Here is a 20,881-nt window from a genome sequence, read left to right on the forward strand (position 1 = left end):
GCCTCAGCGCGACGCAGATCCGCCCGGACGAGGAGCCCGGCGGCCCTCGTCGAGGGACGCCCTCTCCTCGCCTCCCCGGCGCGCGCCCCGCCCGTCGCGGGCGGCGTCGCGGAGGACCCGCTCGACCACCGGCTCGTGCAGCGCGAGCAGCCGCGTCGGGGCCACGCCGAGGACCGCCGTGAGCGCCACGAAGGCCAGCAGGAACGCGCGCTCGCGAAGCACGAGCGCCGCCATCGCGGCGCCCGGCCGGCGGCGCGCGGGCGGGCCCAGGAAGGCGCGCTGGAACGCGCGGAACAGCGTGATCCCGTTGATCGCCGCCGCCGCCAGGGCGAGCACCGCCAGCACGGGGTGAACGTGTAAAATTCCATGCAGGAGCAGATCCTCGCTCACGAACGAGAGCGCCCCCGGCATCCCGATCGCCGCGCACGCGAGCAGGAAGAAGAAGGCCGCCATGCGCGGCGTCCGGGCCACGAGGCCGCCGAGCTCCCGCGTGTCCGTCGTGCCGGTGCGCGCCTCGAGCGCGCCGATGACCAGCGCGAGCCCCGTCATCGCGATCGACGACGCGACGCTCTGGAGGAGCGCGCCGCTCACGCTCTCCGCGTTCAGCGTGGCGATCCCGAGGAGCACGAGCCCCTTCTGGCTCGACATCAGGTAGCCGAGCATCCGGCGCAGGTCGGTCTGGGCGAGCGCGAGCACCGCGCCGTGCAGCGCGCTGATCAGGCCGATGACGGCGAGGATCGGCATCTCCTCGGCGCAGGCCGCCGGCAGGAGCTTCACCCCGACGCGCAGGAGCACGCAGACGCCGACATGCACCTCGGCGAGCAGGACGGTCACGCCGAGCGGCCCGCGCTCGAGCAGCACGGGCAGCCAGCCGTGGAACGGCACGGCGGCCATGCGCATCAGCACGGCGATCCCGACGAGCGCGAGCAGCGGCGACTGCCACGCCTCGGGGATGCCGGCGCGGGCGATCTCCTCGACGTCGAACGGCAGGGCAGCGCCGCGGCGCGCGGCGAGCGCGGCCATCGCGCCGATCGCCAGGACGAGCGGCGCCGTGCCGCCCAGCAGGAAGATGCGGCAGGTGCGCCGGAGGAGCGCGTCCTCGGCGCCCTTCCCGGCGACCAGGCGCTCCACGGGCACGAGCGCGGCGACCCACGCCGCGGCGAGCAGCGCGAGGTCGAGCGCGCAGAGCACGCAGAGGGCGGCGCTCGCGGTGGCGAGCAGCGCCGCGGCGGTGGGCCGATCGAGCGCGGCGCGCGGGCCCGCGGCGACGAGGGCGAGCAGGACGACGCCGAGCAGCGGGAGCAGGGCGACGGTGTAGCCGTCGAGGCCGAGCCGGAGGCGCGCCCCGAGGAGCGGCAGGGCGGGACCCCCGGCCTCGAGCGCGACGCCGGCGAGGGAGAGCGCGAGCGGCGCGAGCGAGAGGAGCAGGGTGAGCGCCGCGCCGACGAGGGCCGCGCGGCGCGCGCCCTCGTCGCTGCGCGCCCGGGACGCGAGCAGCGCCGCGGCCGCGGGCGCGAGGATGAGCGCCGCGAGGAGCGGGAAGGCGCTCACGAGCGAGCTCGCTTCGCGCCGCGCGCGGGGGGCTCGAAGGCCATCTCGCGCTCGGGGACGCCGCGCGCGCCCTCTTCCCCGGGATCGACGGCGGCGCGCTCGGGCCAGCCGCTCAGCGCCGCCACCCAGCGGCGCTCGCTCTGGTCGAGCTGGCGCCCGAGGCGCATCAGCGGCGCGGCGATGAGCCGCTCCTGCAGCGCCTCGAGGTGAAACCGCTCCAGGGCCAGCCAGTACGCGCGCCGCACGAGCGCCGCGGGCAGGAGCCGGCCGGCCACCCCGAGGGGCAGCAGCGGCTCGCCCGCGTGCGCGGCCCGGATCTCCTGCGCGTCGCGGAGCGCCGAGGGGGCGCGCAGCATCTGGAGGCAGCGCAGGCACGCGTGCGCAAACAGGTGGACGAGCGCGAGCCAGTAGAGGCCGAGGCCGATCTCCACGAACATGAGCCCCACCTGCGTCATTGTCGCGTGCGCGAGCGCGCTCTTCACGTCGGCCTGCGCGCGCCCCACCAGGGTGCCGTAGAGGGCCGTCGCCGCCCCCACGCAGGCGATCACCGCGCTGGCGGCGGGCGTGCGCTGGAGCAGCGGGGCCACGCGCAGCATCAGGTACACGCCCGCGTGCACCGAGATCGCGCCGTAGAAGAGCGCGCTCGAGGGCGTCGGCCCCTCCATGGCGCGCGGCAGCCAGCTGCCCAGCGGGAACTGCGCGCTCTTGCCCATGGCGGCGAGCAGCAGGCACAGCGCGAGCGCCGTGGCCGCCCCCGGGCCGAGCGGGGCGGGCATCCCCGGCCAGGCAGCGGCGCCGAAGACCTCGCCCCACTGCGAGGAGCCGGCGACGTCGTGCATGAGCACCGCGCCCCCGAGCAGCCCGACGTCGCAGAGCCGGTAGGTGACGTAGACGCGCAGCGCGGCCCGCGGCGGCGCCGCGCGCTCGTGGAAGAACGCCACGAGCAGCACGCTCGTCGCGCCGACGAGCTCCCAGCCGGCGAACAGCAGATCGATGGTGCCCGCCGACACGAGCGCCAGCATGCCCGTCGAGAACAGCGCGAGGAGCAGGAAGAACCGCGCGAACCCCGCCTCCCGGTGCAGGTACGCCACCGAGAACCGGCCGACCAGGAGCGCGATCAGCGAGACGAGCACCATCATCGTCGCCGACAGCCGATCGACGAGCAGGACGATCTCGAACGCGTAGCTGCCGGTCTCGAACCAGCGGCCGAGCGCCACCGGCGTGAAGGCGTGGGGCGCCGCGACGGCCGAGCCCCAGATCGCCAGCGAGGCCGCGAACGAGAGCGAGAGCGCCGACAGCACGACGCGCGACACGACGCGCTCGCTCGGCGCGCGCAGCAGCAAGAGGTAGGAGCCGAGCGCGGCGAACGCCGCCGCCGGGGAGAGCACGGCGAGCGCGGCGAGCTGGCCGAGCATCACGTCAGATGGCATGGCGGGGGACCTCGGGGGGCCGCGTGGACGCGGCGCGGACGAGCGCAGGCGGGACGAAGCCGGACCTCCCGGCGTACAAGTCGGCGGAGCGCTGGACCGCCGGCAAGGGGTGATCCGGGGGAGCGAACGGCGCGAAGCCGTCGCCCGTGAAGTGCGCTATCCCGCGCGTCGCGGGATCGACGCAGGCGAGCTGGATCCAGCCGTTGCAGATGAGCTCGCGCAGGGCCGGCTGCCGCGCGCAGAGCGCGGCGCAGAGCTCGGTGCTCGCCTCGACGACGACGAGCAGGCGCACCGGCTCGTGGATCTCGATCATCTGCTTCGGCAGCCCGGTGCGCAGGTCGCTCAGCGACCCTTCCATGACCCCGAGCAGCGAGGCCAGGTTGTGCGGGAGCTTGGTGCCGGCGCCGTAGCGGCGGTTGTCGACGCAGGAGAAGTAGTACTCGAGGTTGATCCCCGCCCCGACCGGCCCGACGGCGAGCAGGACGCGCTCGAGGATCGCGCCTGTCGGGTCCTGCGTCGGGTCGTACGAGACGAGGAACGCCCGGCGGTCGAGGAACAGCCCGCGGGTGAGCGCGCGGCGGCCGACAACGCAGACGGCGTTGGTCACGTGCCCGAGCTCGGGCCGGGCCTCGCTGAGGTCCGCGGCGCGCGCCTCGACGTGCGCGAGCGCCCGCGCGGGGCCGCCCTCGCGCGGCGCCGACGCGAACCTCCGGCAGCGCTCGTGCGCGTGCAGCTCGCGCGCCGCGTCCAGCGCGGCCCGCAGCGCCGCGAGCTCACCGCGGTGCGACGCCGGCGCGAGGTGCTCGTCGTAGAGGACGATCTCGTCCGTCGTCGTGTTGTTCATGCCGCCGACGAAGAAGGTCCCGTCCGGGATGTCGATCCCGCGCGCGGCGAGCAGCGCGCGCACCTCGGGGTCGTTCGCGAGGGCCGCGAACAGCCGCGCGTTCGGGCCGCCATGGCGGCCGCCGCAGGCGCCGCAGTCGTACGCCGACTGGTGCGGGTTGTTCACGCTGGTCGAGCCGTGGCCGAGCACGGCCACGATCGGCGCGAACCCGCGGGTGAGCCCCATGCTCTCGAGCGTGGCCGCCACCCGGGCCGCCCTGTCTGCGGCGGTGAACGGCCGCCCCTCGCCGGCCGCGGGGGAGCCCTCGTCGCGCGGGCTGTGGAGCCGCGTCGGCACCGCCGGGAGCAGGCGCCGCTCGAGCGCGCGGCGCAGCCGCGCCGCCGCCCGCGGGAAGAGGATGCGCCCGACAAGCGGGACGGTGGAGAGCAGGCCCAGGGTCGGCGTGAGCAGCATCCCGCGCGCCATGGTGCGGCTGCCGCGCCCGAGCGCGTGCAGGAGCCGCGCCCACCCCTTGCGGCGGGCCCTTCGGCGGCGCGCCGCCTCCTCCTCGTGGGGTCGCTCGACGATCTCGTGCGCCGGCTCCACGCCGACGGGGCAGAGGCTCACGTGGCCGGCGTCGTCGAGCCCTCGGTAGCGGATCGGCACGCCGAAGAACCCCGCGACGCCGAAGGTCTCGTGCCGCGGCGAGAGCTCCTCGACGTGCCGCCGGAGGCCCTCGCAGCGGTCGTCGATGCAGAAGGCGATCTGGAAGCGGGGCTCCGTCACGGCGCGGTCCTCCTCCGGGCGGCGGAGGTTCGCGGCGATCCCGTGCAGCACCTCGACCCGGTGGTGCCGCTCGTAGGCCTCGTGCAGCGCGCGCCGCCGCGCGACATCGTCGAAGGCCTCGAGCGCCTCGAGCGCCCAGACGCGCTCCGCCGTCGAGAGCGGCTCGATCTCGGCGGCCGAGAGGCCGGCGAGCTGGGCGAGCTGGAACAGGCGGAACGGCCGCGCGTTGTCGGGCGAGCGCGGCGGCGGCGCCGGCGGCCGCGCGGCGCGCCGGGCGTGCTCGACGAGCCCGGCGAGGGGCCCCTCGTACCCGAGCCGCCGGCGCGCGACGTCGCGCAGCGCGTGCCTGGCGAGGGTCAGGCGCACGGCGAGGTACTCGATCAGCGACGCGGGCGGCGCGTCCGCGGGCCGATCGCTCGGGGTGTGCTCCAGGCGGTGGATCATCCCGGCCCAGCCCGGCAGCTCGAGCAGCACGCGCGTCGCGTACCCCTCCCAGCGCGCCTCGGCGACGCCGAGCTCGTCGAGGGCGCGGGCGGCGATGGCCGCCGGCGACAGGCCCTCCGCGTCGAGGCGGCGGAGCTCCGCGTCGAGCCCCGCGAAGGCCGGGGCGGCGGGCCGCGAGCCCTCCAGCACCATGCCGCGGAAGCAGCGCCAGAGCCCCTGCGCCCGATCGGGCATGGTCCAGTGCGCGACGCCCTCGTCGAGGTAGGCGCAGAGGAGCCGGATCAGGAGCGGATCGACGAGGTCGGCCGGGTCCTCGCCCGCCAGCGCGAGCAGCAGATCGCGGTGCGACCTGTCGACGCCCACGCGCTCGACAAGCGGCGGCTCCGCGGGCGGGGCGGGCGGCAGCGGCGCCGCGCGGCACGCGTCCCAGAGCGCGAGGGCGGCGCGCGACTCCGGATCGCGCGCGCCTCGGTCGAGGAGGCCCGCCGCGATCTCGGGGTGCTCCTCGAGCCAGCGCTCCGTGCGCTGGAGGATGCGCCGGCGCCGCTCGGGCCGGACGTCGGCCCGGAGCGTGCGCGTCTCCCCCGCCTCCGAGATGCGCCACAGGAGGCCCGCCGCGGTCTCCTCCTCGATCGGGTAGCGCAGGGCGATCCGCTCGATCTCGTGCCGTGACAACGGTATTTTACATTCCGGAGAGCGCTCGTCCGGGTGCGCGGCGAAGCGCTCGGCGAGCGCCGCCTCGAGGTCCTCGTCGTCGATGCGGCCTGCCGCGATGTGGGCGCGGTACTCCGCCTCGGCGAGGTACGGCTCGGCGTCGAAGACGGCGCTCGCCGCGGCCAGCGCGTCGTGGAACGGCAGGTGCTGGAACGCGTGCAGCGTGTTGTGGTGGACGAACACGCCGATGGGCCCCTGCGCTGGCAGGAGGTGCCCGGCGCGGTCGACCGCGGCGCACAGGCGCTCCTCGCGGGCGGCGCTCGCGGGGACATCGTGAGAAAGCTCGCGGCTCATGGCGATCCCGGAGGAGGGTTGTTCATCCCGGAGGAGGGTTGTTCCTGGAGAGCCTCGCCCGTGTGCGCCCCTCTCGCGGCGGTCGACGTCGGGCGTCTCCTTGGCTCAGCGCCCCGCGACGGGGCTGACAAGGGCCCTCTTCCTCGCGGAGAGCGGGTGTGACGACATCTGGAAATGATCGCCGAGGCCCGCGAGGGTCAATGTCCGGCCCTGGCGCGCCATCGAGCTCTCCAGCTCATGCAGGTTGGACATGGTCGTGTGATCGACCAGGCGGGCCTCCGCGAAATCGATCTCGATGCTCGAGGCGTCCGCGTACCTCGCGAGCCGCCGCCGGATGCCGAGGTAGTTGCTGAACACCGCCGCGTGCTTGACGCGCAGCACGACCCGCCCTGCCTCGACGCGCTCCTCCACCTCGGGCCGGAAGAGGATCCGCAGCGGGGCGCCGTTGATCAGGTGGATGAGCATCTTCACGAGGATGCCGGCCGCGACCCCGACGAGCAGATCCGCGGCGATGCACAGCGCGGCCGTGGTGGCGAAGATGACGAGCTGCTCCCTGCCGATGCGGAGCGTCTTCACGAACTCCTTCGGGGACCCGAGGCGGACGCCCGTGAAGGTGAGCATGGCGGCGAGCGCGGCGAGGGGGATCCGGTGGATGAGCCCCGGCGCGAAGGCGACGAAGAGCAGGAGGAAGGCGCCGTGAAAGAAGTTCGACAGGCGGCTCTTCGCGCCGTATCCGACGTTCGCCGAGCTGCGGACGATCTCGGAGATCATCGGCAGCCCGCCGAGCAGGCCCGCGATGAGGTTGCCGACGCCCGTGGCGAGCAGATCCTTGTCGAGGTCGGAGCGGCGCTTCTCGGGATCGAGCGAATCGACGGCCTTGGCGGAGAGCAACGACTCGATGCTCCCCACCAGCGAGAACATGACGATGTACTTGATCGACGCGGGCGTGCCGACGTGGCTGAAGTCCGGGAACACGAGCGCCTGGAGCAGGTTGCCCGGCAGGTTGACAAGGAAGCTCGGCCCGATCGCGTACGTCGAGTGGGTCGCCGCGAGCGTGTACGTGTGCTCGTGCTCGAGATCGAACGCGTAGGCGAGCGGCACGGAGATCGCCAGCACCAGCATCGGCGCGGGGATCTTCTGCGCCCACCGCGCCTTCCCAGCGACCAGCGGATAGCCGAACAGGAGGAGGAGCGAGACGGCGCCGATCGCGGCGATCTCGGGGTTCAGCCGGGCCACGCTGCGCGGGATCTCCAGGAGCAGGCCAACCGGCGCCTTCGCCGCGGGCGTGACGCCGAGGAGCGTGTGGATCTGCTTCGAGCAGATGATGATCCCGATGGCCGCCAGCATCCCGTGCACCACCGAGGAAGGGAAGAAGTCGCCGAGCTTGCCGGCGCGCGCCAGCGCGAAGGCGATCTGCGTGACCGCGGCGACGACGATGCAGGCGAGCGCGCGGCGGTAGCCGACCGCGTTGTCCCCGGCGCCGAGCTCCTGGACGGCGCCCAGCGCGATGACGATGAGGCCCGCGGCGGGCCCCTTGATTGTCAGCGGCGCGCTGCCGAGCCAGGTGGCGACCATGCCGCCCACGACGGCGGTCAGCACGCCTGCGATGGGGGGAAATCCGCTCGCCATCGCGATGCCGAGACAGAGCGGCAGGGCGATCAGAAAGACGAGGAACCCGGAGATCAGGTCGTCCTTCCAGGTAGAAGACACAGGTGCGCTCGAGATGCTCGACGTGGGCATGCGGTGCTCAGCCTCGGAATTGCGGGGATGGTGTGGGCCCGCTGTTCGTCAGGACACGCCCCAGGACGGGACGACCCGGTCCGAGGTTCCCGCTCGGGCGACGAAATTTCGCGCGACGCGTCGGAACCTCCGCGCGGGTCCGTTCCGTCCCAGGAGCGCCGATGCACAACGCCGCCCCGATCGAGGCGCCGCTCGTCACGCCGCCGTGGCGCGACAAGCGAGCGCTACCCCGCCGTCCATTCCACGCTAGAGTCCAGGGCCTCGACGCTCCCGATGCTCGAACGCCCCTCATGACCGGATCGCGACCTCCCCTCGGCGAATCGCGCGCGCAGTTCGAGTCGGCGGTGCGCCCGTCGCTCCCGCGCCTCTATCGATTCTGCATCTCGCTGTGCGGCGCTCGGGATCAGGCGGACGATCTGTTCCAGAACGCGCTGCTCAAGGCCTACCTGAACGCGGCGTCGTTCGAGGGGCGCTCGGACCTCGGGGTCTGGCTCTGCGGGATCGCGCGGAACGAGTACCTGGAGGCGCACAGGACCGAGGCGCGGCGCCGCGGGCTGCTCGATCGGCTCATCGAGGCGTGCACCGAGGTGCTCGGCGTGGGGCACCACGCCGAGGTCCAGAGCCCCGAGGAGATCGCGATCCTGAGCCAGGACACGGGGGTGCTCGTCGCCTGCCTTCGAGAGATACCGGAGGAGTTTCGCACCGTGGTGGTGCTGTGCGACATCGAGGATCTTGGCTATGATAGCGTGGCCGAGGTGCTCGGGATCCCCAAGGGGACGGTGAAGAGCCGCCATGCCCGCGGCCGCGCGCGGCTACGCGACGCCTACGAGCGTCTGGCGGTTCGACAGGTCATCGCGGTGCGGGAGGGATCGACGTGAGCGGACACGACGACGATCTGCCTCCGATTCCGCCGGATCTGACGGCGAGCCTGCGCGCGCTGCGCTCGGTGAGCCCGCCGGAGGCGCTCGTCGAGCGCGCGCTGAGCAGGCTGCCCGAGCCGCCGGAGCGCCCTGACGCGACGGCCCCCCAGCGGGCGCGCGGCCGATGGGGGTGGACAGCGCTCATCGCAGCGCCGGCGCTCGCCGCCATCGCGCTCGGGATCGTCGTGGCGGTGGACAGGGGCGTGAGCTCGCCGGCGATCGAGCGCTCCGAGGAGCGCTCGATCGCCTTGCCTGATGACGGGCACGCGTGGACGCACCTCGATCTGTGGACGCATCGCCACGCCGACGAGCCGGCGGTGGTTCACCTCGAGGTGCCCGAGGACGTGCGCGTGCGGCTGCCGGACGGCGAGGGCGGCGCGCTGGAGAAGCACTGTCGGCAGGAGCGCTGCTCGCACCGGCTGACGCGCTACCGCGGCGAGGCGCCGCTCAGCGTGGCGGTCGCCCAGCCGGGCCGCTACGAGATCCACGTGCGTCACGAGTCGAACGAGGCGCGCGTGCGCGAGCGCTTCGTGCTGACCGCGGCGCGCGACTGAGCCGGAGCGCGCCTCGGGGGCCTGCGCGCGGCGTCAGGTCCGCTGCTCGCCGCGCTTGGCCTCGTCCCAGTAGCCGTCGAGCTCCTCCAGCGTGAGCGCGTCGTCCGACGCCCTGGCGGGCCAGCCGCCGTGGCGCTCGACGACCCGCCGCTCGACGTGCTCGAAGCGCCGGGTGAACTTGTCGGTCGTCCGGCGCAGCGCCCCCTCGGCGTCGACGCCGGCGTGGCGCGCCAGGTTCCCGAGCGCGAAGAGCACGTCGCCGAGCTCCTCCTCGATCGCGCCGGGATCGCCGCTCTCGAGGGCCCTGTCGAGCTCCCCGAGCTCCTCTTCCACCTTCGCGCGCGAGCCCCGCGCGTCCGGCCAGTCGAAGCCGACGCGCGCGACCTTCTCGCCCACCCGCTGCGCCCGCGTGAGCGCCGGCAGGCTGCGGGGAACGCCGCCGAGCACGCCGCGGTCCTTGCCCTCGCGGGCCCGCTCCGCGGCCTTGATGCGCTCCCAGTTCTGGAGCACCTCGTCGGCGTTCTCGGCGCTCTCGTCGGCGAACACGTGGGGGTGGCGCCGCACGAGCTTCTCGCAGATGGCCGCGACCACATCGTCCGGGCCGAACGCCCCCTCGGCCCGGGCGAGCTCGGCCTGGAAGACGACCTGGAGCAGGAGGTCGCCGAGCTCGGCGCACAGCTCCTTGCGGTCGCCGCCGTCGATCGCGTCGATGACCTCGCAGGCCTCCTCGAGGACGTAGCGGCGGAGGGTCGCGAAGCTCTGCTCGCGGTCCCACGGACACCCGTCGGGCGCCAGGAGGCGCTGCATCAGCTCGACCAGGCGCGGGAACGTGCGGCCCGCCTGCTCAGCGAGCGGCGGCGCCTCCACGGGCTCGAAGGGACGCGGCATGCGGAAGCTACTAGCGCAAACCGTCCCCGCTGAGGAGACGGGGCGGCCCAGCCGAGGGGACGGGCGAGCCGGCCGGGGGGGCGGGGAGCCGGCGGGTGGGCGGGGCAGCCGCAGGGACGGGAGGTCCGGCCGCCGAGCGGTCAGCCTGGATTCACGGGCCGTGGCATGCGAAAAGTGCAGAGGTGGTCGGAGTTCGGCGGCGAGGACGCCCATGAAGAGCGCAGTCTATGTGGTGCTGTTCACGATCGCCGGGTGCTCGCAGGGGGTGTGTCGGAGCATCGGGAGCGCGCCGGGCGCGGCGCCGAACCCCGCGGCACCCAACCCGGGTCACTCCGCGGCGGAGCCCGTGATCGCGGCCCAGCCGGACAGCGGCGAGCAGGAGGCCCTGGGGGAGCACATCGCCCCGCTGCGCAAGGGGGGGCGCCGGCACATCGCGGAGCCGCCGGACGACGTGGAGGACACGGCGTATGTGGCGTGGGTCGCGGCGGCGGCGCTCGCCGCGCAGAACAAGCTGCCGCCGCCGGCAGCCCCACCGGGGTTCGCGCTGCGGGCGGTCCCGGGGCGCGACCTCTGGGTGCTCTCCGAGGAGCCGAAGGAAAAGAAGCGCCGCCGGGGCGCGGCCGCCGTCGTGCTGCGAACAGGGGCGGCGGCGCCGCTGATCGTCGAGGCGCCGCATACCTTCTTCGACCGAGGGACGCTGCCCGTCGCGCTCGCCGTGTTCGACGCGCAACGGGCGCGGGCGCTGGTCGTCAACACGTCGCACCGGTACGGCGGGCGCCCCAAGCCGGGCGACGTCGCCGGGGACGACGAGGGCGCGGAAGAAGGAGCGGGCGGGGGCGGCGAGGGCGCGGACGATGGGGGCGCGGATGGCGAGACGACGGGCGGCGGCGCCAGGGCGACCGGCGGGCGGGGCCACGGCGGGGGCGGCGGCGATCTGGGGGCGGGCGGCGGCGCCCGGGGGGAGAGACGCGCCGCCCGCGAGCGGCTGGTGGCGTCGCTCGCCTTCGCGGATGTGGCGCACGCCGAGCGGTCGTTCTTCCTGTCGGCGCACCGGGCGCTGCTCCAGAGCTTCCCCGGCATGCCAGCGGTACAGCTACACGGATTCCAGGATAGCTCGGCGGCAGCCGCCGCCATCGCCAGCGCCGTGGGGCCCGGCGCCGACCTGGAGCGGCTGCTCGCCCCGCTGCGGGCGGTCGTGAGCGACGGGAAGGTCCTTGCCTACCCCGCCGATATCGACAAGCTCGGCGGCGCCACGAACGTGCAGGCACGCTGGTCGCGGCAGATGGGCGCGCCGTTCTACCATGTCGAGATGTCGCGGACGCTGCGCGACAAGCTGATCGAGGATGCGGAGCTCCGGCGGCGCTTCGCGGCGGCGTTCGCGGGGATCGCGACGGGAAAAGGCCAGGCCGGGAGTGACGGACCCGGGTGGGCCCGATAGGACGACGGTGACCCCGGGGACCCGACCCAGGTTGGGGGACCCGACCCAGGTTGGGGGACCCGACCCAGGTTGGGGGACCCGACCCAGGTTGGGGGACCCGACCCAGGTTGGGGGACCCGACCCAGGTTGGGGGACCCGACCCAGGTTGGGGGACCCGACCCAGGTTGGGGGACCCGACCCGCGCCTTCGGACCGACCGAGGTTGGGGTTGGTGCGGTTGGGGTGAGTGCGGGTTCACAGCCCGACCCAGGTCGGGGTGAGTGGCGGTGAGTGATCCAGCTCGGGGTGGGTTGCCGCAGTCGACCCGTCGCTTGGACACGTCTACCGACGCAAACAGAAGCGCTCAAGCCGAGCCTGTACCAACCCGGCCCTGACGCCGCCGTATTCGAGCTCGCGCGGCACATCACATACGCGTCAGTGCACGCAGCGCGCGAATTCTTAACCTCCCTCTCCGTCTCCCCAGACGTGCGTAATCACGACAGGCGTCAACCCTGGCCCGCTCTTGCCCATTGTGCTGTGGCGCCCTCGCTCAGTGCCTATGCCGGGAGCACGATGTCGTCCAGACCGTCGCCATGGAACGCGCGCATTCCGGTGACGCTGGCGCCGTGAAAGATGCGCATCCACCAGGTCCCCGCCGGGAATACCGCGCTGCGTACACCGGCACGCCACCGTTCTAACGCCGCCCGATACGACGCGCGAAACGCCCGCACCGCGGCAATTGCGGCTTGCCGTGCGCCCCCCTGCCCACCGCCGACCGCGAATGTCGGGTTGCGTTCTCGCAGCGCCTCGAAGCTCGTGGCTCGCTCGTAAGGGGAGATCCTGGTGACGCGTTCGGCGTCCATGAAACGGAGCCCTTGCTTCTGCAACTCCGCATGAGCCTGCGCCTCTTGCCGCTCGAGCTCGGCCGCTACCTGGCAGCGAAAGCCCTCCGCGCCGTCCTGCTCGATGACGGGCGGCAGCGCGAGCGGGAGCGTTACTTCCTCCGGCCACTGTGGATTTTCTGGATCGAGATACGCCGCGGGACGCGCCGCACGCAGCACGCCGCGGCCGAGTTCGCCCACATCCACCTTAGCGCCCGGCCACTCATGCGCATGCCGGACCAGGCCAGCGGCAACAGGGTTCGCGAGGACGTAGGCGATCTTCTCCACCACCGCCGCGCGCGTCAGCAGCCGCACCACGCTTGTCGCCTCGTGGTCCCAGACGGGTCCTTCCCACGTGCGAAGCACCTTCGTGCCAAGCGCGACGATGCGGTGGAAGAATTGCAAGAAACGCGGCAGGACGCCCTCCGTATCGGTCACGACGAGATGCACATGCGATGACATTGCGCAGAACGCGTGGACCTCAATGCCGTAGCGGCGGGTCGATGCCGCGAGAGCGTAGACAAAGAGCTGGGTGATGGCCGCGTCGGGACGGAGGAGAAGATGGCGTCGCAGGACACGACGGGTGATCAAGTAGGTGGCGCCGGCAGCGATCTCACGGGGCTGGCTCATGGCTGGCGTACATTGACAAATGCCGTGCCGGGGATCGCGGCCAATGAATTCAATGACTTGCGGATTGCCGTGGGTGGCGGCCGCCAGGCGGTCCGCCACCCTGGGCTGCTGGTCCCTGCCCCAACCTGGGCTGGTGCGTGCCCCACGTTACTGCGAGCCCAAGGTCGGTCACCGGTCGCTTCAATCTCGGTCAGGTCGCCGCTGCCCAACGTCGGTCGGCTTGCTCTGCTCCAACCCGGGTCGGGTCGCCCCCAACCTGGGTCCGGTCGCCCCCCCAACCTGGGTCCGGTCGCCCCCCCAACCTGGGTCGGGTCGCCCCAACCTGGGTCGGGTCGCCCCAACCTGGGTCGGGTCCCCAACCTGGGTCGGGTCGCCGGGTCGCCGGTCGCCTGGGTCAGGTCGCCCCGGTCGCCCCGCGAGAGGCGCTCACGCCGCCGCGCGGACCGGCGGCAGGCGGAACGGGGCGCCCTGAGAGCGGCTGCGCCGGCGGAACGCGCCCGGCGCCTCTCCGGTGTGCCGCTTGAACGCGCGGCTGAACGCGAACTCCGAGTCGTACCCGACCTCGGCCGCGACAGAGGCCAGCGAGCGATCGCCCTCGGCGAGCAGCTCGGCCGCGCGCTGCATGCGGAGCTCCGCGACGTAGCGGAGCGGCGGGACGCCGACTTCGGCGAGGAAACGCCGCGCGAATGCCGCACGGGAGAGGCCCGCCGCCCTCGCGAGCGCCTCGATGGTCCACCGCGCCGCCAGCTTCTCCTGGATGAGCTGGAGGGCGCGCGCGACGCGCCGATCGAACGCGCCCGCCGCGCGCCCGTCGCCCGCGCGCCCGTGGCAGTGAAGCGTGTAGGCGAGCAGCGGCTCGAGGAGCGAGCGCGCCAGCCGCTCCTGCCCCGCGGACGGCTCCGCGAGCGCGGCGCGCAGCAGGCTCACGACGGCCGAGAGCCCCTGCGCGCGCCGCACCTCGCCACCGGGCAAGTGCACGACCGGCGCGAGGGCGGCGAGCGCCCCGTCGGGCTCGGCGGCGTATGTGGCCGAGAGCAGCTCCACCGGCGCGGACGCGGCGCCGGACGACGGCGCGACGCAGCGGAGGCTGTGCTCGCGCGGCGCGGCGCCACGCGGACCGGCCCCGAGGAGCACGACGTCGCCGGGCTCGAGCCCGAGGACGCGCGCCCCGTCCTGCGCGAGGAAAAACGAGCCTTGCACGACGACGTGGAGGCTCGGCGGATCGCCCGCGCTCACGCCCCACGGCGGCGCCCCGTGACGCCTCGAGACCGCCACGCCGCGAGGAAGCTGCCGCCCCATCTCGTCCGCCATGGCGCATGGTTGCCCGCGCCGGGGCCGTTCGTCCAGCGCTCGTTCGCGGTCGAGACGCGCGGGCATGACTCCGCGCTTCCCGGTCATGGCGCGCGGGCGGGAGCGGCCGCAACATCCTCCCCATGATGCGTTCCGAGGCGCCCTTGAGCGAGGAGCAGCCGCTCCCCCGCGCGTTGCCTGAGGAGATCCGCCACAGGCTCCTCAGGAGCCGGACGGTCCTGATCTTCGGGGAGATCACGAGCGAGCTGGCGCAGACGACGACCGCGCAGCTCCTCGCGCTCGCGAGCGAGAGCGAGGAGCCGATCCGGGTCCTCATCCACTCTCCGGGAGGACACGTCGAGTCGGGGGACACGATCCACGACGTGATTCGCTTCATCCGGCCCGAGGTCAAGATGATCGGCTCCGGATGGGTCGCCAGCGCGGGCGCCCTCATCTACGTAGCCGCGCGGAGGGAGAACCGGTTCGCGCTCCCGAACACGCGCTTCCTCCTGCACCAGCCGCTCGGCGGCGTGCGCGGCCCCGCGTCGGAGATCGAGATCGAGGCGGCCCAGATCATGGCCGTGCGCGCGCGGCTCAACCGCATCTTCGCCGAGGCGACCGGCCAGGAGCCCGCGAAGATCGCGCAGGAGACCGAGCGCAACCTGTGGATGGCGGCGCCCGAGGCCAAGGAATACGGCCTCGTGCACCGCGTGATCGAGAGCGCGCTGGAGGTCTAGCCGCTAGAGCGGCCGCACCGGCAAGCAGACCTCGCAGCGGAACGTGTTGGTCCTGGGATCGTGGAACTCGCCTCGGTAGAGCTCGAAGCAGGGCCGGTGGTCGGGCTGATAACCGCTCTCCGGGAGCCACCGCGCGAAGAGGTGGTCCCAGGCGGCGCCGATCTCGCTCCCGCCGCCGACGAACACGCCCGCGGCGTACTTGCCGCCGGCGACGTCGGTCACGTTGACGTCGCCATCGGCCTTGAGGCCATCGGGGATCACGATCGCCGCATCGTGGCGGCACCTGGCCGGCTCTGTCACCTTGGGATTGTCGTGCGCGATGCCGAGGCAGAGGCGGTCCGCGGTCCACAGATCGCGCGCGGCCGCCCAGCGCGCGAGGCGCTGCCATGTGTCGCGGACGCCCCCCTCTTCGCCGTACGGGCCGACGTTCCGGATATAGGCCACGCGGTAGCTCGGCAGCGTCTTCACTGTCACGTTCATGGTCATCTCCTCGTCCTTGCGGGCGTCAGCGCCCGACGAGGAGCCATCTTGGTCGGCGGCGCGCGCCGCTGCTTTGCCCGGCTTGCGCACGACTTCACCCGGCTTGCTCTCCGCTTGACGCGCCTTGCACGCCTCCGCGGCCCCGCCGTTACGCCAGGCCGAAGCGCTCATGCCGAAGCGCTCCTTGAACGCGCGCGCGAAGGCGCTCGCCGAGCTGAAGCCGTTCTCGAGCGCGATCTCGAGGATGTCGGCGCGGGGCCGCTGCGTCAGGTGGCTGGCGGCGTTCTCGAGGCGCGTCCGCTGGATGAACTCGCGGAGGTTCTCGCCGGTCATCGACTTGAACACGCGATGGAAGTGAAACGGCGAGAACGCCGCCACCGCCGCCAGCGTCTCGAGGGACAGCGCCTCCGCGCGGTGGGCCTCGATGTAGTCGATCACGCGGTTGACCCGCTTCTGGTACTCGGCCCGGCTCCTGTCGCTGCTCGCCACGCGCGCAGGTTACCTGATCGGGGCTGCGCCGACCGGACAGAACTGGCCAGGACACCGCCTCCGACACCTGCTGCACCACCTGCCGACGGTCAGAGACCAGCGCCCCGCGTGGCCAGCGGCCCGCCCCATCCCCCTCACGCCGTGCCGGTTCGAAATCTGCTCGCGGTGTCGGCCCCCCGTGGTCCGCCACGCTATCCTCGGCCGTGGAGCGCCACGCCGCTCGCCCCGAGGAGCCCAGCATGTCCATCGAGCACTTCGACGTCCTGATCATCGGCGCCGGCCTCTCCGGCATCGGGGCCGGCTACCACCTCCAGGCGCGCTGCCCCGGCAAGCGGTACGCGATCCTCGAGGCACGCAGCGCCATCGGCGGCACGTGGGACCTGTTCCGCTATCCCGGGATCCGCTCGGACTCCGACATGTTCACGCTCGGCTACTCCTTCCGCCCCTGGAAGGAGCCCAAGGCGATCGCAGACGGACCGTCTATCCGCGACTACGTGCGCGATACGGCCCGGGAGTTCGGCATCGACCGGCACATCCGGTTCAATCACCGGGTCCGATCCGTATCGTGGTCTTCCGAGCACTCGCGCTGGACCGTCGAGGTGGACGTCGGCCCGAACGATGAGCGCGTCCGCTACTCCTGCAGCTTCCTGTACGTCTGCAGCGGCTACTACAGTTACGAGAGCGGCTATGCCCCCAGCTTCCCGGGCCGCGACGACTTCCAGGGTCGGCTTGTGCACCCTCAGGACTGGCCGCAAGATCTCGACTACCGGGGCAAGCGCGTCGTGATCATCGGCAGCGGCGCCACGGCCGTGACGCTGGTGCCTGCGATGGCCGCTGACGCAGCGCACGTGACGATGCTCCAGCGCTCGCCGTCGTACATCGCCTCGTTGCCCGCCGAGGATCCGATCGCGAACGCGATCCGCGAGCACCTGCCGGAGCGGCTCGCCCACCGCGTCGCCCGCTGGAAGAACGTCGGGATCAGCCTTCTCGTCTACCAGATCTGCCAACGCGCACCGGCGCTGGCAAGGCGGCTGCTCCGCAGCGGCGTCGCGCGGCATCTGCCGCCCGACTTCGACATCGATACGCACTTCAACCCGCGCTACGACCCATGGGATCAGCGCCTCTGCCTCGTGCCCGACGCCGATCTTTTCCGCGCGGTGAAGGCGGGGCGCGCCTCGGTGGTCACTGACCGGATCCGGACCTTCACGAAGGAAGGCATCCTGCTCGAATCGGGCAAGGAGCTCCAGGCGGACATCATCGTGACGGCGACAGGCCTTCGGCTCCTGCTCTGCGGCGGCGTCCGCATCGCCGTCGACGGTGACGCCCTCGAGCCCGGTCGGACCTTCGTCTACAAGGGTTTGATGCTGGGCGGCGTCCCGAACTTCGCGCTCTGCCTCGGATACACCAACGCCTCGTGGACGCTCCGCGCGGAGCTGGCGTCGACGTACGTCTGTCGGCTGCTCAACCACATGGATCGCCACGGCTACCGGCAATGCCTGCCGCGCCCTGACGAGTCCATCCTCGAGGGTCGTCCGCTGCTCGGCCTGACATCGGGCTACGTGCAGCGCGCCGTGGACCACCTGCCCAAGCAGGGCTCGAAGGCGCCGTGGTACTTCCGCCAGAACTACGTGCTCGATCTGCTGGCGATGAAGCTCGGTCCGGTGGACGACGGGACCATGGTCTTTTCCAGAGGCGGTCAGCCGACGCGCCGCGATGTCGCCAGCGCGGCGCGTCCTCGGCACGCGGAGACCTGAAGCAGACGGGAGGCGTGCGCCGTCCGAACACGGGCCGGGAGCGTCGTGCCGTCGTCGAGCGCGCTGTCATCCCCGTCGATCACCGGTCGCTCACCTCGGTGATGAGAGGAACGCGGCTACCCGCGCAGCGGCGGCCCCAACCCTCGGTCGGGTGGCCCCGGGTGGCCCCAACCTGGGTGGCCCCAACCTGGGTGGCCCCAACCTGGGTGGCCTGCCCAGTCGGTCCCCAACCTCGGTCGGGTGGCCCAACCTCGGTCGGGTGGCCGATCCCCAGGTCATCATCCCACAATCGCTCACACATCCCCACACCACCCGTCGATTTTCTTCACCATTCGTCACCCGGCATGTCGAGACTCCGCCCGCAGCTCCGACCTGCCTGTGAACGCGCCCCGCTCCCGGGGCGCAGCGATGAGAGGGAGCCCACCATGAAATACATGCTGATGATGAACACCCCGCACGGCGGGCCGTACCAGGTTGCAAGCTGGCCGCAGAAGGACCTCCACGCGCACATCGCCTTCATGAAGAGCTTCCACAAGAAGCTCAGCGACTCGGGCGAGCTCGTGGCCGCCGAAGGCCTCGCCGGGCCCGAGCAGGCCAAGCTCGTGCGCGCCGGCGACGACGGCAGGCCGATCACCGACGGCGTGTTCCCGGAGACCAAGGAGTTCCTCGCCGGGTACTGGATCGTCGAGGTCGACACCCCCGAGCGCGCCTACCAGATCGCCGCCGAGGCCTCCGCCGCGCCCGGCCCCGGCGGCGCTCCGCTCAACATGGGGATCGAGGTCCGCGAGGTGATGAGCGGGCCACCCAAAGATCTGCCGTGACCTCCCCGTCACGCGACGCCCGGGCCGAGCGCCTGCTGCGCGACATCGCGCCGCAGGTGCTCGGCGCCGTCCTCCGGCGATTCCGCGACTTCGCCGCCTCGGAGGACGCCGTCCAGGAAGCGTTGCTCGCCGCGGCCACCCAGTGGCCGCGCGACGGCGTGCCCGACGAGCCGCGCGCCTGGCTCATCCAGGTGGCGTCGCGCCGGATCACCGATCACGTCCGGAGCGAGGCCGCCCGCCGCCGCCGCGAGGCGTTCGTGATCAGCCTCGTGCCGCCGGAGCAGCAGATCGCCCTCGCCCCCGACAGCGACGAGACCCCCCGGCAGGACGACACGCTCGCCCTGCTCTTCATGTGCTGTCACCCCGCCCTGTCGCCGTCCTCCGCCATCGCGCTCACGCTCCGCGCCGTCGGCGGCCTGACCACCGCCGAGATCGCCAGAGCCTTCCTGGTCCCCGAGGCCACCATGGCGCAACGGATCAGCCGGGCCAAGCAGAGCATCAAGGCCTCCGGCGTGCCGTTCCAGATGCCCACGCCCGAGGAGCGCGCGCAGCGCCTCGGCGCCGTGCTGCACGTGCTCTACCTGATCTTCAACGAGGGCTACACAACGAGCGCCGGCCCCGAGCTGCACCGCACCGACCTGTCGAGCGAGGCGATCCGCCTGATGCGCGCCGTGCACGCGCTCCTCCCGGACGACGGCGAGGTCGCGGGCCTGCTCGCGCTGATGCTGCTGACCGACGCGCGTCGCGCGGCGCGCACCGGGCCGGCGGGCGAGCTGATCCCCCTCCACGAGCAGGATCGGAGCCTGTGGGATCAGCGCGCCATCGCCGAGGGCGTCGCGCTCGTCACCGCGGCGCTGTCGAGGGGAGCCATCGGCCCCTATCCGCTGCAAGCCGCCATCGCGGCGGTGCACGACGAGGCGGCGCGCGCCGACGAGACCGACTGGCCGCAGATCCTGGCGCTCTATGGCGTGCTGATGCGGATGTCCGCCAATCCGATGGTCGCGCTCAGCCACGCGGTCGCGACGGCCATGGTGCACGGCCCTCGCGCGGGGCTCGATCTGCTGGAGGCCCTCGACGACGACCCGCGGCTCGCGGGGCATTACCGCCTCGACGCCGTCCGCGCGCACCTGCTGGAGCGCGACGGCGATCACGAAACCGCGATCGCGCACTACAGAAGAGCGGCCAGCCGCACAACGAGCCTCCCGGAGCAGGCGTACCTGGCGACGCAGGCGGCGCGGCTGAGCGACGCCCGGAAGTGAGCGGCAGGCGCCGGCGCGCGTCACCGCGCCCGACCCGACCGGCTTCGCTGTCGAGGAGCGCCGGTTGACCCGGAAGATGCGCGCGCCTAACCGGTCGCCCATGTCCAGCGCAAGCGACGCGTCCATGGCGCGTCACGCCCGGGAGCTCGATGTCGCGACGGCCGCCGTGCGGGCCGCCGGCGAGGTGGTCCTGGCGCTCTACGGGCGCGCCGCCGTCTCGGAGAAGCCCGACGGGTCCGTGGTGACGGAGGCCGACCACGCCTCCGATGCCGTGATCCGCGCCGCGCTCTCGTCGGCTTTCCCCGGCGACGCCCTCCTGACCGAGGAAGGAACAGACGATGCCGCGCGGCTCGCCAGAGATCGCTGCTGGATCGTCGACCCCATCGACGGCACCGCGCAGTTCGTCGCGCGCACGGGCGATTTCGACGTGTTCATCGCGCTCGTCGTCCATGGCGCGCCGGCCGTCGCGCTGTCCTATCAGCCGACGACCGGGCTCCTCATGAGCGCCGTCGCCGGGAGCGGCGCCTGGATCGAGCGCCCCGGGGAAGAGCGCCGGCCGCTCCGCCTCTCCCCGGGCGGCGGGCGGCCCGTGATCGCCACCAAGGGCTGGCTCGGCGCTCCGGACAACCTCCCTCGCCTGCAGCGCGCCGCGGCGCGGCTGGGATCCGCGCACGTCGTGGAGGCAACGCGGAGCCTCTGCGCCCGCGCGCTGCTGCCCGGCGAGGGCTCCGTCGACGCGATCGCCGGGGTCCCCGCCGGCCGCCGCCTCGGCGCCTGGGAATGGGACATCGCCGCCGTCGACCTGATCATCCGGGAGGCGGGCGGCGCCGCCACCGACCTCGCCGGCGACCCGCTCCGCTACAACCGGCCCACGCCGCGCCTCGATGAAGGGCTGCTCATCAGCCGATCTCCCGTCCTGCACGAGCAGCTCCTCTCGACCCTCGCCCGGGAGCCGTGAGGTCCGCGACGGCTGCCCGGCG

At 73.1% G+C, this 20,881-nt stretch carries 16 protein-coding genes; 8 read left to right on the plus strand and 8 right to left on the minus strand.

The window, feature by feature from the left end:
• Positions 1 to 3 precede the first annotated feature (3 nt).
• The 4 genes from WMF42_RS24120 to WMF42_RS24135 form a co-directional block, all read right to left on the minus strand.
• On the minus strand, positions 4 to 1,551 hold the full coding sequence (locus WMF42_RS24120) for a complex I subunit 4 family protein (protein ID WP_437684975.1): 1,548 nt from the start codon (positions 1,549 to 1,551) through the stop codon (positions 4 to 6).
• Complete coding sequence (locus WMF42_RS24125) at positions 1,548 to 2,981, minus strand: NADH-quinone oxidoreductase subunit 5 family protein (RefSeq protein WP_437684977.1); 1,434 nt, start codon at positions 2,979 to 2,981, stop codon at positions 1,548 to 1,550. Before WMF42_RS24125 ends, WMF42_RS24120 begins: the two co-directional genes overlap by 4 nt.
• Positions 2,971 to 6,042, minus strand: a complete 3,072-nt coding sequence (locus tag WMF42_RS24130; RefSeq protein WP_437684979.1) for a YbcC family protein — start codon at positions 6,040 to 6,042, stop codon at positions 2,971 to 2,973. The genes WMF42_RS24125 and WMF42_RS24130 overlap by 11 nt, the downstream gene beginning before the upstream one ends.
• A gap of 105 nt (positions 6,043 to 6,147) precedes the next feature.
• The gene (locus WMF42_RS24135; protein WP_437684981.1) at positions 6,148 to 7,782 is read right to left on the minus strand and encodes a SulP family inorganic anion transporter; all 1,635 of its coding nucleotides are present in this window, start codon (positions 7,780 to 7,782) and stop codon (positions 6,148 to 6,150) included.
• A 290-nt stretch (positions 7,783 to 8,072) separates the two neighbouring features.
• Between WMF42_RS24135 and WMF42_RS24140 the strand changes: the two genes are divergently transcribed.
• Together WMF42_RS24140 and WMF42_RS24145 are read left to right on the plus strand one after the other, a co-directional pair.
• Positions 8,073 to 8,660 carry an RNA polymerase sigma factor gene (locus tag WMF42_RS24140; protein ID WP_061607286.1) on the plus strand — a complete coding sequence of 196 codons (588 nt, stop codon included), beginning with the start codon at positions 8,073 to 8,075 and terminating at the stop codon, positions 8,658 to 8,660.
• Positions 8,657 to 9,256 (plus strand): hypothetical protein, encoded by a 600-nt coding sequence (locus tag WMF42_RS24145; protein WP_061607287.1) that lies wholly within the window; start codon positions 8,657 to 8,659, stop codon positions 9,254 to 9,256. The genes WMF42_RS24140 and WMF42_RS24145 overlap by 4 nt, the downstream gene beginning before the upstream one ends.
• A gap of 33 nt (positions 9,257 to 9,289) precedes the next feature.
• Here WMF42_RS24145 and mazG read toward each other — a convergent pair whose 3' ends face one another.
• On the minus strand, positions 9,290 to 10,144 hold the full coding sequence (mazG, locus tag WMF42_RS24150; RefSeq protein WP_061607288.1) for a nucleoside triphosphate pyrophosphohydrolase: 855 nt from the start codon (positions 10,142 to 10,144) through the stop codon (positions 9,290 to 9,292).
• 211 nt (positions 10,145 to 10,355) lie between these two features.
• Between mazG and WMF42_RS24155 the strand changes: the two genes are divergently transcribed.
• A complete protein-coding gene (locus WMF42_RS24155) occupies positions 10,356 to 11,582 on the plus strand; it encodes a hypothetical protein (RefSeq protein ID WP_437684983.1) in 1,227 nt (408 codons plus the stop codon).
• Between the two features lie 535 nt (positions 11,583 to 12,117).
• Here the strand turns inward: WMF42_RS24155 and WMF42_RS24160 are convergent.
• Positions 12,118 to 13,071, minus strand: a complete 954-nt coding sequence (locus tag WMF42_RS24160; protein WP_061607290.1) for a hypothetical protein — start codon at positions 13,069 to 13,071, stop codon at positions 12,118 to 12,120.
• 426 nt (positions 13,072 to 13,497) lie between these two features.
• Entirely contained in the window at positions 13,498 to 14,382 is an 885-nt protein-coding gene (locus tag WMF42_RS24165) for an AraC family transcriptional regulator (protein ID WP_437684984.1), read from the minus strand.
• Between the two features lie 125 nt (positions 14,383 to 14,507).
• On the opposite strand from WMF42_RS24165, the gene WMF42_RS24170 reads away from it, so the two are divergent.
• Entirely contained in the window at positions 14,508 to 15,098 is a 591-nt protein-coding gene (locus WMF42_RS24170) for an ATP-dependent Clp protease proteolytic subunit (RefSeq protein ID WP_061607303.1), read from the plus strand.
• A gap of 3 nt (positions 15,099 to 15,101) precedes the next feature.
• Here the strand turns inward: WMF42_RS24170 and WMF42_RS24175 are convergent, their stop codons facing one another.
• A complete protein-coding gene (locus tag WMF42_RS24175) occupies positions 15,102 to 16,067 on the minus strand; it encodes an AraC family transcriptional regulator (RefSeq protein WP_061607292.1) in 966 nt (321 codons plus the stop codon).
• A 239-nt stretch (positions 16,068 to 16,306) separates the two neighbouring features.
• Between WMF42_RS24175 and WMF42_RS24180 the strand changes: the two genes are divergently transcribed.
• From WMF42_RS24180 to WMF42_RS24195, 4 genes are all read left to right on the plus strand, one after another.
• A complete protein-coding gene (locus tag WMF42_RS24180) occupies positions 16,307 to 17,821 on the plus strand; it encodes a flavin-containing monooxygenase (RefSeq protein ID WP_437684987.1) in 1,515 nt (504 codons plus the stop codon).
• Positions 17,822 to 18,246: 425 nt separating this feature from the next.
• On the plus strand, positions 18,247 to 18,642 hold the full coding sequence (locus WMF42_RS24185) for a YciI family protein (protein WP_061607294.1): 396 nt from the start codon (positions 18,247 to 18,249) through the stop codon (positions 18,640 to 18,642).
• Positions 18,639 to 19,901, plus strand: a complete 1,263-nt coding sequence (locus tag WMF42_RS24190; RefSeq protein ID WP_437684989.1) for an RNA polymerase sigma factor — start codon at positions 18,639 to 18,641, stop codon at positions 19,899 to 19,901. The genes WMF42_RS24185 and WMF42_RS24190 overlap by 4 nt, the downstream gene beginning before the upstream one ends.
• Positions 19,902 to 20,001: 100 nt before the next feature.
• Positions 20,002 to 20,859, plus strand: a complete 858-nt coding sequence (locus tag WMF42_RS24195) for a 3'(2'),5'-bisphosphate nucleotidase CysQ family protein (RefSeq protein WP_437684991.1) — start codon at positions 20,002 to 20,004, stop codon at positions 20,857 to 20,859.
• The last annotated feature ends 22 nt before the right edge of the window (positions 20,860 to 20,881 follow it).

Origin of the sequence: Sorangium sp. So ce176, from assembly GCF_051519835.1 — a bacterium.
GTDB lineage: Bacteria > Myxococcota_A > Polyangia > Polyangiales > Polyangiaceae > Sorangium > Sorangium cellulosum_G.

Bases quoted from the DNA above. Each gene is read 5' to 3' on its own strand.
- WMF42_RS24125 (WP_437684977.1), bottom strand. From the start codon at position 2,981: ATGCCATCTGACGTGATGCTCGGCCAGCTCGCCGCGCTCGCCGTGCTC.
- WMF42_RS24130 (WP_437684979.1), bottom strand. From the start codon at position 6,042: ATGAGCCGCGAGCTTTCTCACGATGTCCCCGCGAGCGCCGCCCGCGAG.
- WMF42_RS24135 (WP_437684981.1), bottom strand. From the start codon at position 7,782: ATGCCCACGTCGAGCATCTCGAGCGCACCTGTGTCTTCTACCTGGAAG.
- WMF42_RS24140 (WP_061607286.1), top strand. From the start codon at position 8,073: ATGACCGGATCGCGACCTCCCCTCGGCGAATCGCGCGCGCAGTTCGAG.
- mazG (WP_061607288.1), bottom strand. From the start codon at position 10,144: ATGCCGCGTCCCTTCGAGCCCGTGGAGGCGCCGCCGCTCGCTGAGCAG.
- WMF42_RS24155 (WP_437684983.1), top strand. From the start codon at position 10,356: ATGAAGAGCGCAGTCTATGTGGTGCTGTTCACGATCGCCGGGTGCTCG.
- WMF42_RS24160 (WP_061607290.1), bottom strand. From the start codon at position 13,071: ATGAGCCAGCCCCGTGAGATCGCTGCCGGCGCCACCTACTTGATCACC.
- WMF42_RS24165 (WP_437684984.1), bottom strand. From the start codon at position 14,382: ATGGCGGACGAGATGGGGCGGCAGCTTCCTCGCGGCGTGGCGGTCTCG.
- WMF42_RS24170 (WP_061607303.1), top strand. From the start codon at position 14,508: ATGCGTTCCGAGGCGCCCTTGAGCGAGGAGCAGCCGCTCCCCCGCGCG.
- WMF42_RS24180 (WP_437684987.1), top strand. From the start codon at position 16,307: ATGTCCATCGAGCACTTCGACGTCCTGATCATCGGCGCCGGCCTCTCC.
- WMF42_RS24185 (WP_061607294.1), top strand. From the start codon at position 18,247: ATGAAATACATGCTGATGATGAACACCCCGCACGGCGGGCCGTACCAG.
- WMF42_RS24195 (WP_437684991.1), top strand. From the start codon at position 20,002: ATGTCCAGCGCAAGCGACGCGTCCATGGCGCGTCACGCCCGGGAGCTC.